16 protein-coding genes and 1 pseudogene are annotated in these 18,034 nt (G+C 54.1%); all 17 read right to left on the reverse strand.

Annotated features, from left to right (window positions below):
• Positions 1-51: 51 nt before the first annotated feature.
• The 17 genes and pseudogenes from FFI95_RS15390 to rfbB all read right to left on the reverse strand — a co-directional run bounded on the left by FFI95_RS15390 (position 52) and on the right by rfbB (position 17,937).
• Positions 52-234, reverse strand: coding sequence for a hypothetical protein (locus FFI95_RS15390; protein ID WP_222120392.1), 183 nt, complete (start codon positions 232-234; stop codon positions 52-54).
• 229 nt (positions 235-463) lie between these two features.
• Entirely contained in the window at positions 464-1,885 is a 1,422-nt protein-coding gene (gene ltrA / locus FFI95_RS10150; RefSeq protein ID WP_246069500.1) for a group II intron reverse transcriptase/maturase, read from the reverse strand.
• A gap of 57 nt (positions 1,886-1,942) precedes the next feature.
• Entirely contained in the window at positions 1,943-2,125 is a 183-nt protein-coding gene (locus FFI95_RS15395; protein WP_222120392.1) for a hypothetical protein, read from the reverse strand.
• Positions 2,126-2,278: 153 nt separating this feature from the next.
• Positions 2,279-3,213, reverse strand: a pseudogene (locus FFI95_RS15480) (transposase); the annotation flags it as partial.
• Positions 3,214-3,260: 47 nt separating this feature from the next.
• A complete protein-coding gene (locus FFI95_RS10160; protein WP_144822285.1) occupies positions 3,261-3,674 on the reverse strand; it encodes a hypothetical protein in 414 nt (137 codons plus the stop codon).
• A gap of 24 nt (positions 3,675-3,698) precedes the next feature.
• Positions 3,699-4,265, reverse strand: a complete 567-nt coding sequence (locus FFI95_RS10165) for a sugar transferase (protein ID WP_144822462.1) — start codon at positions 4,263-4,265, stop codon at positions 3,699-3,701.
• Positions 4,266-4,278: 13 nt separating this feature from the next.
• Positions 4,279-6,045, reverse strand: a complete 1,767-nt coding sequence (locus FFI95_RS10170) for an SLC13 family permease (RefSeq protein WP_144822286.1) — start codon at positions 6,043-6,045, stop codon at positions 4,279-4,281.
• Between the two features lie 16 nt (positions 6,046-6,061).
• Positions 6,062-6,661, reverse strand: coding sequence for an adenylyl-sulfate kinase (gene cysC / locus FFI95_RS10175; RefSeq protein WP_144822287.1), 600 nt, complete (start codon positions 6,659-6,661; stop codon positions 6,062-6,064).
• Between the two features lie 73 nt (positions 6,662-6,734).
• Complete coding sequence (gene cysN, locus FFI95_RS10180; protein ID WP_144822288.1) at positions 6,735-8,147, reverse strand: sulfate adenylyltransferase subunit CysN; 1,413 nt, start codon at positions 8,145-8,147, stop codon at positions 6,735-6,737.
• A complete protein-coding gene (gene cysD / locus FFI95_RS10185; RefSeq protein ID WP_144822289.1) occupies positions 8,147-9,061 on the reverse strand; it encodes a sulfate adenylyltransferase subunit CysD in 915 nt (304 codons plus the stop codon). Before cysD ends, cysN begins: the two co-directional genes overlap by 1 nt.
• A gap of 9 nt (positions 9,062-9,070) precedes the next feature.
• Complete coding sequence (locus FFI95_RS10190) at positions 9,071-10,033, reverse strand: DHHA1 domain-containing protein (RefSeq protein WP_144822290.1); 963 nt, start codon at positions 10,031-10,033, stop codon at positions 9,071-9,073.
• Between the two features lie 19 nt (positions 10,034-10,052).
• Positions 10,053-11,027, reverse strand: a complete 975-nt coding sequence (locus FFI95_RS10195; protein WP_011786072.1) for a hypothetical protein — start codon at positions 11,025-11,027, stop codon at positions 10,053-10,055.
• A gap of 32 nt (positions 11,028-11,059) precedes the next feature.
• A complete protein-coding gene (locus FFI95_RS10200) occupies positions 11,060-14,515 on the reverse strand; it encodes a glycosyltransferase (protein ID WP_186311997.1) in 3,456 nt (1,151 codons plus the stop codon).
• On the reverse strand, positions 14,508-15,068 hold the full coding sequence (gene rfbC, locus FFI95_RS10205) for a dTDP-4-dehydrorhamnose 3,5-epimerase (protein WP_144822292.1): 561 nt from the start codon (positions 15,066-15,068) through the stop codon (positions 14,508-14,510). Before rfbC ends, FFI95_RS10200 begins: the two co-directional genes overlap by 8 nt.
• Position 15,069: 1 nt before the next feature.
• Complete coding sequence (gene rfbA, locus FFI95_RS10210) at positions 15,070-15,966, reverse strand: glucose-1-phosphate thymidylyltransferase RfbA (RefSeq protein ID WP_144822293.1); 897 nt, start codon at positions 15,964-15,966, stop codon at positions 15,070-15,072.
• Between the two features lie 4 nt (positions 15,967-15,970).
• Positions 15,971-16,858 (reverse strand): dTDP-4-dehydrorhamnose reductase, encoded by an 888-nt coding sequence (gene rfbD / locus FFI95_RS10215; protein WP_144822294.1) that lies wholly within the window; start codon positions 16,856-16,858, stop codon positions 15,971-15,973.
• Positions 16,855-17,937 (reverse strand): dTDP-glucose 4,6-dehydratase, encoded by a 1,083-nt coding sequence (rfbB, locus tag FFI95_RS10220; protein WP_144822295.1) that lies wholly within the window; start codon positions 17,935-17,937, stop codon positions 16,855-16,857. The genes rfbD and rfbB overlap by 4 nt, the downstream gene beginning before the upstream one ends.
• Positions 17,938-18,034: the final 97 nt, after the last annotated feature.

Raw genomic sequence — 18,034 nt, forward strand, 5'->3', positions numbered from 1 at the left:
GACTGGTTCCCGCAGTTCCCAGCATGAGCCTGATATTGAGTCGCGCCCACTTTATGCCGGACACCACTTGCGCAGCATTCGGAATACACCCGCAAGCTCATCCCGGGGATGGGACACGCCCCCGGTTTTGATGTCACGTATGGTTTTCGGCACGTCATCATGGGTTCGCTCTCGCTCGCCTCTCAATATCACACCTGACTGCATCGCTGTGCAGCCTTTTGACCCAATGCTCACCACAAGCACTCTTAATGCATGCAGCTTGGGCTGGTTTGAAGCCTGCTTCCGACAGCCGACTCCGGTGGGCCCACCACCATCTCTTGCTGAGCTTATGGCTCAGTAAAGTGTCTGCATCCTTGCGTCCACTATCTGGTGCCTCTGCGGCACACGGTGAGTAGACCAAGGGAATTTCACTCTCAGCCTCTCGCAGAACGGTGCGTGAACCTCTCGGCTCACACCGCTCCCATCAAGCAAACGCACCCGACATTCCTCGCGACCAGTGCGCGAACAGAGTCGGTCGCGCTTTCACCAGTCGCTCAAGTGTGGCAATTGTTTTGGTCTTCCGTCCTCGAAGATGCTTGAACTTTCGCATAGCCCACCTGACCAGTCGCTGATTTACGTAGCGCGATATCCGGTACATCAAAGACCGGTAATACTGCCCATAGTAATTCCACCAACCGTGCAGGTATGGATTGATAAAGTCAGCGATATCCATGATGGATAGATCAGTTCGCTTCCCTATTCGCCACGATCGCACTTTCTGGATAATTTCCCTGATTGAAGGGCGACTGATGCCCGGACAAAATCCCATGAAGAGATCGCCGGATCGGCCCTTCACCACACGCTTTTTGAACGTGTAGCCGAGAAAATCAAAAGATGTGTGTGCATGGGTTCCGGTTCTACGGTGATCCTGGCAGTAAACAATTCTGGTTTTCTCTGGGTGCAGCTCAAGCGCGCACTCCCTGAACCGCTCACGCAGGCTGTGCAGCAGGAATCGAGCCTGCCTCCGAGTACTGCAATGAAGCAGACCATCGTCAGCATACCGACACCATTCAATGGCCGGAAAGTGCCGACTGATCCATCGGTCAAAGGTGTAATGCAAAAAGAGATTGGCCAAAACAGGGCTGATAACTCCGCCCTGCGGTGTTCCCTTGTCGCGCTCAACCGTTCGGCCGTCCGCGTGCACCAAAGATGCTGTTAGCCATCGTCTGATGTATAACTTCACCCATGGATTCGCGGTGTGCCGATCAATCGCCTTCAACAGGAGTTCATGCGGGATGTTGTCGAATAGACCACGGATATCAAACTCCAGCACCCATGGATAGCGCCAGCACCGCTTTCGAGTGACTCCAACTGCTTGTATCGCCGATTTTCCCGGGCGATACCCGTAGGAGTCAGGAAGAAAGTGCGGCTCTACCTCAGGTTCGAACTGAAGTTTGACCACCATCTGGGCGATTCGATCCGTTACGGTCGGAATGCCCAGTGTCCGCTCACCTCCTGATTTCTTTGGAATTGAGACGGCACGAACAGGGGGCGGCATGTAGCTGCCCGAAGACATTCGGTTCCAGAGTTTATACAGATTGTTTCTGCGATCACGGTCAAAATCTTCCAGGGACTGCCGATCTACGCCAGCAGATCCTGCCTTGGCTTTGACCCGATTGTAAGCTTCAACAAATAACCACTTATCAATGTCGAATGGTTTTGTCTGACACCGACCCTCCTCCTGCTTTCGCAGTTGAAACCGGGATTCAGACTGCTTGACGCTGTCCCTTCGCTCCACCTCCATTACAGAGGCTTCGTCACTACTACGAACAGCTCCGTCCCAGTATCGTGCCTCGGTACTCTCGGCCTTGTGGTGGTCGCCACTTGTGCCTTCTCCCTTGAACATCACGATGACTGGTTCCCGCAGTTCCCAGCATGAGCCTGATATTGAGTCGCGCCCACTTTATGCCGGACACCACTTGCGCAGCATTCGGAATACACCCGCAAGCTCATCCCGGGGATGGGACACGCCCCCGGTTTTGATGTCACGTATGGTTTTCGGCACGTCATCATGGGTTCGCTCTCGCTCGCCTCTCAATATCACACCTGACTGCATCGCTGTGCAGCCTTTTGACCCAATGCTCACCACAAGCACTCTTAATGCATGCAGCTTGGGCTGGTTTGAAGCCTGCTTCCGACAGCCGACTCCGGTGGGCCCACCACCATCTCTTGCTGAGCTTATGGCTCAGTAAAGTGTCTGCATCCTTGCGTCCACTATCTGGTGCCTCTGCGGCACACTATCCCAACTCCAGAGCTCACAAGGCCCAGCGGCATGATGTGTGGTCGCCTCTCGGGAGCGTTGGGGCGCCAGGCTTTGGCCTCGATGATTCAATTGGTTGTGCGCTCTCAGTATCCGGTAAAATGACGATTCAGAAGCCAGATACACACCGTCATCCAGCATCGAGGGTACGATTTGAGATGGCGGCAGGCTATCGTAACGGGCTGAGTTGCAGGTCGACAAGATCCTCTCCTGTTCCTCTTCAGTGAGTTTGTTCGCAGGTTTGGGGCGTACCGCCTGCGGGCGCTTATCGGGCTGCACCTGGCCTTCACGGAACCAACGACGATAGGTGCGCAGGCCAATACCGGCTTCACCGCAAGCTTTGAATAATCGGGCTCTAGCGTTGTTCGCTTCCTGGATCAGGTCAATGGTTACCCTGCGCTCAGGGACCGGGGTCAGTCGTCCCCGTTGTCGTCCTCCCAGAGCGCATCCAGCTTTTTTCGCAGCACCAACAATGCAGCAGTTTCGGCCAGCGCCTTTTCCTTGTGGCGTAACTCGCGCTCAAGTTTCTTGATCTGTTTCTGATCGGCCTGGCTTTTTTTACGCAGTTGCTTTTCCCGGTCGGCACTGCGCTGAAAGCCTTGCAAGGACTCTTCTTTCCAGCGCCGGACTTGCTCAGGATAAAGGCCTTTCTCCCGGCAGTACTGACTGAATTCTTCTTCGGACAGCGATGCTGTCTCAATCACGGTGGCCAGCTTTGCTTCTGCTGACCAATGGTCTGACTTGGCTTTTGAACCGGGCACCGGACGTCCTTCTTCTCTGGCTTGTGTCCGCCAATTGTAAAGGGTTTGCTCCGAAATGCCTTCCTCTCGCGCCAAAGCGGATACGGTCATACTCTGGGGCGGCGACAACTTTGCCAGTACTGCGGCTTTACGTTCAATGGAATAACGAGGCACTATCAACACCTGTACCGCCCAACTGGTTAAAAATTAAGTAGTGCCAACTATCCTGCCAGAGGGGGAGTCCCGGCAACCAATAGAAATACAAATGCCGCGTAGATCACCGGCACCGAGCGAGGCACCATCGCCTGAAACAAAAACCCTGAGATTATCAGGGCAATGCAAGATAACGCCACACCAGCCATCACCACTACAAGCGCCTTTTCGCTGATATACCGTATAACCGCCCGATACAAGCCCAGCCTGACAAACGCAAAAACCGACACCAATGCGGTGCATAGAAACACCGAAAACTGACTGGCATCCGGCAACCATGAAAAATCTTCGAGCCTTAACGCATAGGCACCCCATAAGGAAAGCAAAATAAAGAGCGTATCCGCTATTACAGAAATCAGACGCTTCTTCGGCCTTGGCAATTCGAACAGCCAGCTTATAAGGCGAGCAAATATCTCAGTCATAATCCCTCAAGCCGGAGCTGAGCATTACTTACGCTCAACCACCCGGTCTCCAATTCCCTTACCCAATGCAGTCAGTACTATAATCATGACATAACGTGGTAACGTAAGTGTTCTTAACATCTGCTCATCTGTTCTGGCCAAAAGCGCGGGCTCCGACATATCAATACCTTTCAACTGCGCAAGGCCGGTTATTCCGGGACGAGCACCAAACACGCCCCTGGCGGCACGCTCACGAATCAACTCATCCTGAACTGGCAAACATGGGCGTGGGCCAACAAGGCTCATCTCCCCCTTCAGCACGTTCCAGAGCTGAGGCAGCTCATCCAGCTTGGTTTTTCGTAGAAGGCGACCAAAACCTGTCACCGCGTTCGCGTCTACCTCGTGTGTAGCAACTGCCGCCGTTCCCATTCTCATCGTCCGAAACTTAATCAAAACAAAAGGATCCTGGTTCAAACCAACCCTTACCTGGCGGAAGATCGGCGAGCCAGTATCGAAATAGCCCACCACAAATAGCAACACCAACAGGGGAAATAACAACACCAAGCCAAACCCGGCAATTACCACGTCCAAACACCTACACCAAAACCGCATCAAGCCAATACCCTCAAAAGCCCCAAACAAGGGGTATCAAACCTATAGCAACTGTTCCCACCAACAAAGACAGTGGGGTACCGATCCTGACGTAGTCCATAAAACGATATCTACCTGGACCATATACCATCAGATTGGTCTGATATCCAAGTGGCGTAATAAACGATGCAGAAGCCGCAAACATCACCGCAACCGCATACGGGAGAAAGCTAACGCCCAGCTGTTCCGAAACAGCCAGCGCTATAGGAAACATTAGCACAGCAGAAGCGTTATTCGTGATTACTTCCGTGAACAAGGCTGTCAAAACATACACCATAGCGAGTGCCAACCAGGGTGTTAACGAACCAAATCCAAGCAGGCCGCCAGCTACCCACTGCGCCGCCCCCGTCTGCGTCATGGCATTACCCAAAGCAAACGAAGAGGCGATCACCACCAACACCGGCAAATCAACACTTCGGCGAGCGCGGCTGGCTGTGAGACAACCGCTGACAATCATCGCACCAGAAGCCAGAAACGCAGCTTCCAGAATTGAAAGCAAGCCCGTAGCGCTCAGCAGCACCATCACCGCGAGAATACCTAACGCCCTGGGTGCCTTGTGAAAATCCGGTGGGGTTGAATCGTTCAGAGCACTTACCAGCAGAAAATCCCGACGAAAACGATACTGCTCCACAAACTGCTCACTGGCTTCTAATAGCAGTGTGTCGCCCATCCGGAAGGTAATGTCACCCAGCTTACCGGGAACGCGCTTGCCCTCTCTGGACACAGACAGAATCACCGCATTAAAACGGGTACGAAACCGGCTATCCCTAATAGTCTGACCCAGAGCCGAAAATTCTGGCCCAAGAACCACTTCCACCAGGCAGCGCTGATGGTTCGCTACCTCCAGCTTATGCACACTGCCATTAGCCGGCTTCAAGCCATGAATCCTCCGCAGCTCGCTGGCACATTCGGGCGCGCCAACAAAATACAGCTTGTCACAGCCCTGCAGGGTTCGGTCAGGCTCAACGGCTGTTATCAAACGGCCGGCGCGGTCTATTTCCGTGAGGTAACCATAGCTCAAGGCCCGCAGCCCGGCTTCGGCAATAGTCTTGCCTACCAACGGACCATCTACAGCAACCTCCACCTCCACGCCATATTCCCGAACCATATCCAGTTCTTCGGAAATACCGCCACGATCGGGCAACAGGCGCGCCCCGAACAACACCAGAAAACCGCCACCAATGAGCAGTAGTGGCACACCCACCCAGGCCAGCTCAAATAACCCAAGGTGAATTCCCTGGCTACTCTGCAACATACCATCCACCACCAGATTGGTGCTGGTTCCGATAAGCGTGCAAGTGCCTCCCAAAATTGCTGCATAACTCAATGGAAGAAGGAGCCGAGATGCAGGAATGCCCAAACGTTGGGCCCAGTCCTGAATAGCCGGAATAAACATCGCCACCACCGCGGTGTTATTCATAAACGCGCTAAGCACCCCCGTAGGCGCAATCATGCGAATCTGTGCACCAGTTTCAGTGCCGGGATGACCAAGCAACCGATGGGCAATCCACTGCACAGCGCCCGTCTCCTTTAGGCCAGCCGCCACAATATAAAGTGTGGCGATCGTAATCACACCAGGGTTAGCAAACCCCGCTAGCGCATCCACCGGCCCCAACACCCCTAAAACCAACAATAGAGCCAGCGCCGCCATCAGCACCAAATCCGCAGAAATACGCGTCAGCGCCAGAGTGCCCAGCACCCCCGCCAAGATCATCAGCGTAAAAACAGCCTGCCATTCCATGCGTTCAGCTACCCCATTATTTGCTTGCGATTAATTTGCGTTCTAACAGGTAGTCGATGAGGGAGTTCACGCACTCGTCTACCGTGTTTCGGGACGTATCCAGGCGGATTTCCGGGTGCGAGGGTATTTCGTAGGGCGAGTCGATGCCCGTGAAGTGCTTGATCTCGCCGGCGCGGGCTTTTTTGTAAAGCCCTTTAGGGTCGCGCTCCTCGCAGGTTTCGAGGGGGGCGTCCATGAATACTTCGATGAATTCGCCGGCCGGGAACAGTTTACGTACCATGCGGCGGTCGCTGGTGAAGGGGGAAATGAAGGCGCTCATAACGATCAAGCCTGCGTCGGCGAAGAGTTTGCACACCTCGCCCACCCGGCGGATGTTTTCTACCCGGTCATCATCGGAAAAGCCCAGATCGTTGCACAGGCCGTGGCGAACGTTGTCACCATCCAGCAGGAAGGTATGGTAGCCCCGCTCGTGCAGGGCGACGTCCAGGGCGTTGGCGATGGTGGATTTGCCGCTGCCGCTCAGGCCGGTGAACCAGAGCAGGCAGGGCTTCTGTTTTTTGTTGGCGGAGCGCTCAGCGCGGGTAATTTTGTGGTCGTGCCAGACTATGTTGTTCAACTTCTGATTCCTTTAGCTTTGGTGTTTGCCGCTGGCAGTAAGGTGGGGGCTGACCCCACCCTTCTCTATCGCCTTACACTGCCTTACAGCCCCACTCGGGATAATTCTCGCGGATAAACTTATTCAAGTTCCGCTCTGCCTCCGAATACTCCCGCTCAGGCAGCTCCCCAGAAGCATCCAGCGCCCGCTCCACCATTCCAGCGGCCACCGTCACGTTGGTCAGCCTGTCGATGAGGATAAACGCCCCGGTGCCCGGATGGTTCTGATAGCCCTCAACCACCACCGGCTCAGACAACTCCACATCGCACAGGCCAATGGCGTTCAGTTCCAGTCCACCGGCTACGCTGGTATTGCGCTCCAAGGTATTTACATCCACCTCTTCCAGCACCTTGTTCACAAAGCAGCCAGTCACTTTGGTGCCAATTTTAATGCCGTATTCGCGGCCGGGCACCAACGCTTTCTCGTTCATCCAAACGATGTGAGCAGCAAAACGCTGGCCCATTTCCGGCTGCTGGTTGGCGTGCACCAACAAGTCGCCCCGGGAAATGTCGATTTCGTCTTCCAGCGTAATGGTCACTGCATCACCAGGCCAGGCCCGGGGAATCTCACCCTCGTAGGTGTGAATACCCTTCACCCGGGAAGTCTTGCCAGACGGCAGCACCGCCAGCTCATCACCCTTGTGAACCACACCACTGGCCACGGTGCCGCAATACCCACGGAAGTCCAGGTTCGGGCGGTTTACAAACTGAACCGGGAGGCGGAAATCCTCCACGTTTTGGTCTTTACGCAGCTCAACCTGTTCCAAAATGGTCATAAGGGTTTCGCCGGTGTACCAGGGCGTTTGTTCACTGCGGTTCACCACGTTGTCGCCGTTCAGGGCCGAAATAGGCACGTAATAGACATCCTGAAGCCCCAGCTGGTCCGCCAGTTTCTGGTACTCAGTGCGAATTTCGTTGAACCGCTCTTCACTGAATTCCACCAGGTCCATCTTGTTGATGGCCACCACCACATGCTTCAGGCCCAGCAAGCTGACAATAAAGCTGTGCCGGCGGGACTGGGTGAGCACGCCTTTACGGGCGTCGATCATCACCACGGCAAGATCACAGGTGGACGCCCCGGTGGCCATGTTGCGGGTGTACTGCTCATGGCCCGGGCAATCCGCGATGATGAACTTGCGTTTGTCGGTACTGAAGTACCGGTACGCCACATCAATGGTAATGCCCTGCTCTCGCTCCGAAGCCAGGCCATCAACCAGCAGCGCCAAATCCAGAGCTTCGCCCGCATTGCCCTGACGCTCATTATCCTTATGCAACGCCGCCAGGTGGTCTTCAAAAATCAGCTTGGAATCGAACAACAAGCGACCAATCAGGGTGGACTTACCATCGTCCACACTTCCACAGGTTAGAAACCGGAGCAAATCCTTGTTTTCGTGTTGATCCAGGTACGCGAGGATGTCTTTTTCAATCAAAACCGATGCGTGCGACATTAGAAATACCCCTCCCGCTTCTTCTGTTCCATGGATGCTGCACCGTCGTGGTCAATCACCCGGCCCTGGCGTTCAGAGGTGGTGGTCAGCAGCATTTCCTGAATAATCTCCGGCAGAGTCGCCGCCTCGGATTCCACCGCACCGGTCAGCGGGTAGCAACCCAGGGTACGGAAACGCACCATCTTCATTTCAGGCGTCTCACCCGGCTCCAACGGCATGCGGTCGTCGTCCACCATAATCAGCGTGCCGTCGCGCTCCACCACCGGGCGCTCGGCCGCGTAGTACAGGGGCACAATGTCGATATTTTCCAGATAGATGTACTGCCAGATATCCAACTCAGTCCAGTTGGACAGCGGGAACACGCGAATGCTCTCGCCCTTGTTCACCTTGCCGTTGTAAAGGCTCCACAACTCCGGGCGCTGGTTTTTCGGGTCCCAGCGGTGGAACTTGTCGCGGAAAGAATACACCCGCTCCTTCGCCCTGGACTTCTCCTCATCCCGGCGGGCACCGCCGAAAGCGGCATCAAAACCGTATTTGTTCAGCGCCTGTTTCAGAGCCTGAGTTTTCATCACATCGGTGTGCTTGGCACTGCCATGGGTAAACGGCCCGATGCCCTGCTCTACGCCTTCCCGGTTGGTATGGACAATCAGCTTCATACCCAGTTTTTCGGCCATTTTGTCCCGGAAGGTGATCATCTCCTTGAACTTCCAGGTGGTGTCTACATGCATCAAGGGAAACGGCGGCTTGCCGGGGGCGAAGGCCTTCATGGCCAGGTGCAGCATCACCGCGGAGTCTTTGCCGATGGAATACAGCATCACCGGGTTATCGAACTCCGCGGCCACTTCACGAATGATGTGAATCGATTCCGCCTCAAGCTGCTTGAGGTGGGTTTTCTTGGGAGGGGTTAGTGTCATGATAATCCGTTAACTCCAGAACTCTGCCAATAGTGTCAAAAACTCATCCAAGCGTGATGAAGGGAGTTCGTTAATCCCGGCCGCAGCCTTTCTCCCACCACCTGTAGGAAACTGGCGGGCCACCTCATCAGCACCAGTTCGATTGTTCAACGGCGCCCGGATACTCACCAAATAGCTACCACCTTCAGTCTCCGTAACTATTGCACAAGCCTTGTCAGGATGTCGGTTGGTCAGCTCGTTGCCCAGAACACCACTCACCCGCCTTGCCCAGGGCTCATTTGGCAATCTGATGACAAGAGATGTGGCCGTATCGTTCAATATCGGCGCAGCCAGTCCTTTTGCCATATCCTCGGTATAGCCGGCTCTGAGTTTCTGCCATGCCTCTGGCTCTGAGGCTATCAGGTCCAGCGGATCCGAATACTTTACAAACTCGCGATAGAGGTCTGCCGGATGAAAGTGCAAATCCTCCAATGTGGAACCATAACCGTTGTAATTCATGCAGATACCGAGCATTTTCAGGGCCTCGGCCTGGCTCGAACTCAAACCTGCACGCGATGCTAATTCCTGCGCTACCGCATTCAGATTATCGCCGAATGCTGCTGCAATGGCCCAATTATGAAACCTTCCTCCCAGGTAGTGGTCAACTAACAGGCTTGTACAGGTGTTAGGCTGGGTATCAATTAAGGCTTCAAAATTCGGGTGATCAGGGAGGCTATCACCCGGAAAGTGATGATCCACATAGAACACGCGACTACCGGCCGCCAGAAGTTCGTCAACGGCGAACCGATTCTTGTCCAGACTCACGTCCAAAACCACAATATGTCTTGGCTTCAAACTCACGACCCGTTCAACCAGCGCCACATCTCGTTTTACGCCAGTAACTAGTTCAGTCTCCGCTGGATCGGCCAAGCGTAGCTGTATTAGAGCACAAATTCCGTCTGCGTCTCCGTTAAAAAGGTCTATGTCTTTCATTTGAAATTTGAGCTAGTAGCTAAAATTGGATTCGCTGAGATAGTTTTGCAAACAAACCTATGGCCTGAGCTAATGTAGCCTTTTCTGGCTCCATCCAATCTGCGTCAGCTTCGGGAAAATCCTCATAGAATAACCGGCCATCCGATCTATTTAGGTAGGTAGTCGCTATTACTTTGTAGCTTGGTTCAAAACGCCGAATTAACTCGATACGCTGAGAGGGAGATAATGCGAATCTTTTTTTATCTCCTTTCGTCATCTCAGAAACGGCTTTTATTGCCAGCGCTTTATCATCAGCAGAAATATTTTTGATGCGATTAAGTGAATCTACAAAATCTAATATCCTAACCGACAAAGACTCATTAGCCACGTCGTCAACTTCATGTGGACGGCTTTCAAAACCGACCCCTAGAGATTTTATGAAATCCGAAATCAAGTCCTTTTTGAAAAATTGCTGTCTCTCAAAAGGTCTAACAATCATGGCATCTTTGCCGAAGGCACTCGCCCATCGTTCAATCACCTCGAGATAATCGAATCGCTGACGCCCCCGATTCATTTGATAATCAAGGTAAGAAGAAGCGCCCTTTTCCCATGGAGGGTTTTGAGCAGTTTTCACCGCCTGATTATATAATGACTCGAACCAAAGGTCATGTCGCCTAATATATAGGATGACTTTAACACGATAATCAGAAAGGAAGCTTTTAACCCTATCAATACTACCATCAAGCATCAGGTATTCAGAACTTAAAACAACCTTATTTTGCTCCGAGCCTGCAATACATTTGGAAAGCTTCTTCTCGAAAAAGAGAGGAGCACCAGATAGCTTAGGGCCAAATCCAAAAAACTCACTCACCTCATAATGAGCATTGTCATAAACCCCTAAGTTCGGATAAAAAACATCATGATCAGCCAGCCATTTTTTATTATTATTCATAAACCTTTGAATCGATGTGCTACCAGTTTTGTTAGCACCAATATGCAAGTATACTGTCTTCATTTCACCAGAACCCTAAAATAGATATAAAGTAATTAGTGCAACGGCTTTCGCGTCAGATAACGCTTTATATTGCGCTGAACAGAAACGGGGAAAGCTTTAGCTACGAAACTACCAAAACGGGTTTGGACAATTTTCACGAGAATACGGAAGAGCCTCTCCCGTCGCCCCATCAGCACATCCGCCTTCTCAGCATTAGCGAGGCACTCGCCCATAAAATACATCGGCAGAACCGGGGCATCTTTGGAAGCAACGAGTCCTTCGAGGTACCTGTGCTCATAAAACTCTTCATCCGAGGGCGCAAAGAGGTGATCAGGAACCGAGCTTTTCAGGATCAAGTCAAAATCGCCAACCGCATCACGCCAGAATGCTGCCCAGGCAGGACTGGAATGGAAGTCGCTGAACAGAACCGAGGAATTCCGACCTGCAAGCCGCTCAGGAAACGCACCTATATGAGAAGCCACAACGGGTAAGCCTAGCTGGAGCGCAAGGCTCAACGTATAGCTATAGGTCTCCGCACACTGTGCAGGAAACCAGAGCACATGGGGCTCAATTTCACGAATCCGTGATACCGCTTCCTCTTCCTTGTAGGGGCCGTGTGTAACTACCAATTTGTCCAGGGAACGATACGCATAGCCCAGTAAATGGAACTCGATCTCGACACCCGCCAACTCCTTTGCAACGGCCTCAAGAACGTCCGCGCCTTTTTCCGGGCTCAACGCGCCCACCACCAATACCCGGAGATTGCTCTCAGGAGAGGTAGCCACAACACCCGTCTGAAGACTCCGAGCATCCATATGGTGAGTTACCACCCAGTTCTGGAGGTGGGAGAACTCTGGAACTGCGGCCAGCCTACGGTGCATATCGTCCGAAGGGCATATCAGATAGCGCGCCTGCTCGAGAAGAAATAATTGATTTTCACGCCATTGCTGTGCGGAAACACCATCCGGAAGCGGCACCCGATCCGCACACAACTCATCCCGCTTCTCGTCATCACCGACAAACCGACCTTTGCCGTCCAGCAAAGACGGGTTTCCATTCACTATTGCGTAATCGTGAAGCGTGTAATCAAGAGTAACGGCAAGATCACGGGCCAACCCCCACAATCTGGTAGGCAGCCCCATAGTATGGTGAATATGAAGATGCCCCACACCGGCCGACTCCAGCACAGAAAGCAATCGGGAGTATTCTTCATCCATCCGGAAGTCCAGATACAACGGCATCTGTTCCGGGGCCAGATAAAGGCGAATATTGCCGTCGGTCGCCGGCTCGATCAGCAGGTAGTGCAGCCCGGGATGCTCCCGGATCAACTCTTTGATGTGCGTATACACACCACCGCCCATACCGTGTGCCAACAGGAGCACTTTCGGCAGCTCACTGCGGCCCAGCGTGGCAACAAACGCAGCTGTTCTCCACACTTTGGCGGGATCCTGCTGTATAAAGGCCTGAACATCTGCGTTATAGGCGGGATAGCGCCCCAGCAGGGCTCTTAAATTTTCTTCCTTCCGGGGATCAGACTCTTCCGCAAAGCTCACCGCGCCCTTGTGATACACAAACACATTCAGCGCGTGCAAGTTGGACCAACCATCCGAAATAGCCCGCTGACACCAATCATTTTCCTCGCCATAGCCCCGGCCAAACACCTCTTCATCAAACAGGCCGATGGCATCCATGGAGTCGCGCCGCATATACATGCAACAACCCACCCCCGTAGGTATTTCCACCGCCATATTGGCCGGCACAGACTGAGCAAACACCTCATCCAGGCGTTTTACATCGAATCCCCGGGGAAGTTCATTGTCTTCACAAAAAACAGGGAAACTGCAGATGGTGGCATTGTTTGCCGTAGCTGTAACTGAAGCCACTTTTTCCCTTGAATAGGCGCAGTCCTGCAGGCGTTCAAGCCAGTTATTGGCCACCTCCACATCGCTATTGAGAAGAAGGACATCAGCTTCAGGCCGTAGCTTCATGCCCCTGTTGACCGTGCCCACAAAGCCCAGATTGACTTCGTTTTCGAGCAACTCATAACCAAGCCGGTGCTGATTCTCGCGCAACCACTTCGTTATCTCAGGCACTGGAGAGCAATCATTGATGATTACCAGCCTGGCCCAAGCGTAATCGATAGAGCCTGCAGCCGTTTCCACCGCGGCACAGGTTTCCTCAAAGCCACCATAAACCGGGATGATCACATCCACCGCTGGTCGCTGGCCGGAGTTCGGAAAACGGGTAACGCCCGCCATAGCGCTGGAGGGCGACTGCCCGGCTTCGCCGTTATTGTTACCCCTGTTCGGCGAAATCCCGTTACGTAACCTGGACCATACACGATAGACCTTGCCGATCAGAGACCGTTCAAAACTCGCGATTCTATGGTTCAACACCTCCAGCTGATGATCCCGTTCAGCGACAACCAGCTGCGCGTGATGATGTTGGTCTCCCAGATTCTGTAACTGCTCTCTAACTGTCGCAATGTCATCGGCTGAACGGGCAATCAGTTCCTCTTTTTCTGCCAAAGCAAGCTCTCTGGCGGCCAGTTCCTTATCTCTGAGAGCAATGGTTTCCAGGGCCCGAGTATGCTCCCTGCCCAGCTCGTCGAGTTTGGCACTGACTTCCTGAAGCTGGATAACTGTTCGGTTGTACCGCTGGAACTGAGCTTCAAGATCCTCAAACACTGCGGAAACGCGGCTAACAAGTTGATTGGTCGTTGTGTTATCGAGTGAGCCTCGTTGCACGACCTCCGCATACAGCAAAGATACTTCATCACCTAACAGGCCGGAGGCTCCGCCGTGCGTGCCGGCATGATGGCGAAGATCCTGCTGAATCCACTTTTCCAGCTGATCCGGTTTCGGAGCCAGTGGGACTGCAAGTTCTTTAAAGGCCAACTCCGTGAAAGCCCGTGGTGACGACATGAGATCGTCGTAGCTCCCCAGAAAAGCGGCATCCAGGCCGCGGCAGAAACTCACAGACGCCAGCAAATGATCAAGCCATAGAACATTCGAGTGAGAAGGGACCATCCCGTCCCTCCGCTCCAGGGAACGGGCAACCTCGACCGGGTGACGAACCAGCTCCAGGCCCACGACCCGGGCACCGGCATCCTCAAACACCCTCTGCCAGAACCCGGCCGTCAGACACAGGCGCGGATCTTTAATCGCCACCACCGAAGAACCTCGCTCCTCAGCCTGGTACAGCAAACCGCTGGCAAACCGGACCGCCAGTTCCCGCAAGTCCTCCAGCGACTCGCCCTCACCTGTCTCGAACGAGGCAAACCTGCTTGCAGCGAGTGGCGAATACCAGTGCAGACCCGCCCGCTCCAATAAAGCCTCGTTTATACGAACCAGCTCTTTGTGTTCCCAGAATCCTTTGTCGTTAACACCGGGAGCCGGCTCCAGCAAGTCATCTCCAAGCCAGACGCCCGAAGCTGCAAGGGCACCGGCAAGGGCTGAGGTGCCACTGCGGTGCATACCAAGAACAAAAATTGCTGTGGGCTTACTCAAACAAATCACCCTCTGCATTCAAAACGTTCAGGTCTGGCGCATGGCGGTCTTTCTCGGACAGCTGCACCTCGCCTACCTCCGGCCACTCAACGGCCACCGCAGGGTCATCCCAGCGAAGGCTACGCTCGTGCTCAGCAGACCAATAGGCATCGACCTTGTACTGCACTTCCGCGACATCACTGGTTACCAGAAAGGCATGCCCGAAACCGGCGGGAACCCACAACTGCCGTTTGTTTTCCGCACTCAGAAGCACTCCGGTCCACTGCCCGAACGTTGTTGAGCTTTTACGCAGATCCACGGCAATATCGAACACCTCACCCACCGTTGCGCGCACCAACTTGCCCTGGGCTGCACTGCCGGTCTGGAAATGAATACCCCGAAGCACGCCTTTGGCGGAGCGGGAATGATTGTCCTGAACAAATGCAACAGGCTTACCAACAGCATCGGCAAACCGCTCGGCATTAAAACTCTCGTAGAACCAGCCCCGGTCATCGCCGAACACCCTGGGTTCCAGAATCAGCACCCCTTCCAGCGGGGTTTCCACAACATTCATCTCAACTCTCCAAATCTCCGAATCGCAACAGGTCCAGCAGGTATTTGCCATAACCGGTCTTGCTGAACTGCTCCCCCATCTGCTGCAGGGTATCGTCATCAATCCAGCCGTTGCGCCAGGCGACCTCTTCCGGGCACGCCACTTTCAGGCCCTGGCGGTGCTCCAGGGTTGCAATGAAGTGGGATGCTTCCAGCAACGAATCATGAGTACCGGTATCCAGCCAGGCGTAGCCCCGCCCCATCAACTCAACCCGCAGCTGTTCCTGCTCGAGGTACCGGGCATTTACATCGGTGATTTCCAGCTCACCACGCCGGGATGGCCGCACGGCTTTGGCGAAATCCACCACCTGTTCGTCATAAAAATACAACCCGGTCACCGCATAGCGGGATTTCGGTGCCTCAGGTTTCTCCTCAATACTGATCACCTTGCGATTGCCATCAAACGCCACCACACCGTAACGCTCGGGATCATTTACCGGATAGGCAAATACGGTCGCCCCGTCTTTCTCTTCGTTGGCATGCCGTAACAATGCACGAAAATTGCTGCCATGGAACAGGTTATCACCCAGCACCAGCGCGCTCGGCTTACCATTGAGAAACGACTCACCAATCAAAAAGGCCTCAGCCAGACCATTGGGCTCGTTCTGAACGGCGTACTGCAGGGAAATGCCCCACTGGCTCCCGTCACCCAGCAACTGCTCAAACCGGGGCAGATCCTGAGGCGTTGAAATCAGCAAAATGTCCTGAATACCGGCCTGCATCAGTGTCGACAACGGGTAATACACCATCGGTTTGTCGTACACCGGCAACAGCTGCTTGGAGGTTGCCAGCGTACAGGGATGCAGCCGGGTGCCAGACCCTCCGGCAAGGATTATCCCCTTGCGTTTGCTACTGATCATAAGCTCACTCCTCCCTGAGATCTGCGAGTGTAATAGACAAAGCCGATTGCCACTGGGGCAGCGTCAAGCCCAGAGCCTGCTCCAGCCGGCTCACATCCAGGCGCGAATTCGCGGGGCGAGGCGCGGGCGCCGGATAATCCGTGGTGGGAATGGGGTACACCTGGTTTTCATCCATCGCCAGAGTACGACCCGCCGAACGTGCACGGGCCACGATTTCCCTGGCAAAATCACACCAGCTTGCCGCACCACGGCAAGTCAGGTGAAAAACACCAGAAATGTCTGCTCTGCCTGCAAGCCTCTCCCGAACGGCTATCGCCGTCACCTGAGCGATCAGCCACGCAGGGGTAGGAGCGCCAACCTGGTCGGCGACCACCGTCAACCGCGACTTCTCGGCGGCAAGCTTCAGCATGGTCAGCATAAAATTGCGCCCCCGGGCACCATAGACCCAGGATGTCCGGAAAATCAGGGCCTCTGGCGCCTCGCGCAATACCGCCTCATCCCCGGCCAGTTTGGATTTACCATAAACAGAGGCCGGCCCCGTTGGCGTGGTTTCCGTTTGGGCGGCGTCGCCCGTGCCCGGGTACACGTAATCCGTGGAATAGTGCACAAGCAGACGGTTCTGGGCATGGCACCAGGCTGCCATCAACTCCGGCGCACGTTCATTCAGGGCGTAGGCGGCATCCTGCTCCGTCTCAGCCTTGTCTACCGCGGTGTAAGCAGCCGGGTTTACCACCACATCTGGATTGTGGCGGCCCAGTAGTGCAGCCACCTCTTTTTCACTGGCAAGGTCTGCGTCCTTGCGCGTAACCCCAATCACCTGCCCCAACGGTGCCAGAGTTTTCAAAAGCTCATGGCCAACCTGGCCGTCGCTGCCTGTTACCAGAATTTTCATGCAGCCCCCTCATCATCACCTGAAGGAGAAGAATCAGCGCGATACTGATGCTCCAGCCAGTTGCGATATTCTCCGGATTTCACATGCTCCACCCACTGGCGGTTTTCCAGATACCATTCAACCGTACGAATCAGGCCTTCACGAAAATCGACCTCTGGCCGCCAACCCAGTGTATCTGCAATGTGGGTCGCGTTAATGGCATAACGCTTGTCATGGCCCGGGCGGTCATCGACAAATCGCACCAACTCGCGATACCCACCACTGCGGGGCCTTAGAATCTGCAGCACATTGGTTAGCGCATCCACCACCTCCAGGTTGGTGCGCTCCTCATTACCGCCAATGTTGTAGGTTTCGCCTGGCTCACCCCTATCGAGCACGGTCATGATTGCCCGGCAATGGTCCTCAACGTAAAGCCAGTCCCGAACATTACTGCCGTCGCCGTAAACCGGCAGCGTCTCGCCCGCCAGCGCCCGCTCAATCATCAGCGGAATAAGCTTCTCCGGGAACTGATACGGGCCGTAATTGTTGGAACAGTTTGTGGTCAGTACAGGTAACCCATAGGTATGGTACCAGGCCCGGACCAGGTGATCCGAAGCCGCCTTGGACGCGGAATAAGGGCTATTGGGTTGGTATGGATGTTTTTCTGAAAAAGCTGGATCTGTTCGGCCTAGTGAGCCGTATACTTCATCCGTAGATACATGCAGAAAACGGAATCGCTCAGACTGACCACTCTGATTCCAGATACCAAGGGCGGAATTCAGGAGATTGAACGTACCCATCACGTTGGTTTGCAGGAACGCCTCAGGCTCCTTAATGGATCGGTCTACATGGCTCTCAGCGGCAAAATGTAATATTGCTCGTGGATGATAGCGCTCCAGCACTCCGGCAACGGCAGCGGCATCACGAATGTCAATCTGTTCGAAAAAATATCGCTCGGATTGCTGGATATCTGCCAGGTTTTCCGCGTTACCGGCATACGTCAGAGCATCCACATTGACAATTGGCTCATCGGTTTCGGCCAGCCAAAGGCGGATAAAGTTCGAACCAATAAACCCACAGCCACCTGTTACCAAAATCATCCGCAATCATCCCCGTGAACCAGTGTGAAAGCCGCGGATTATCCCAGATAACACTCCAGTTGTCACAATGGACTCAGGTGGTACCGATTGCGGAAAT

The organism is Marinobacter piscis (genome assembly GCF_007671655.1).
Classification (GTDB): domain Bacteria; phylum Pseudomonadota; class Gammaproteobacteria; order Pseudomonadales; family Oleiphilaceae; genus Marinobacter; species Marinobacter piscensis.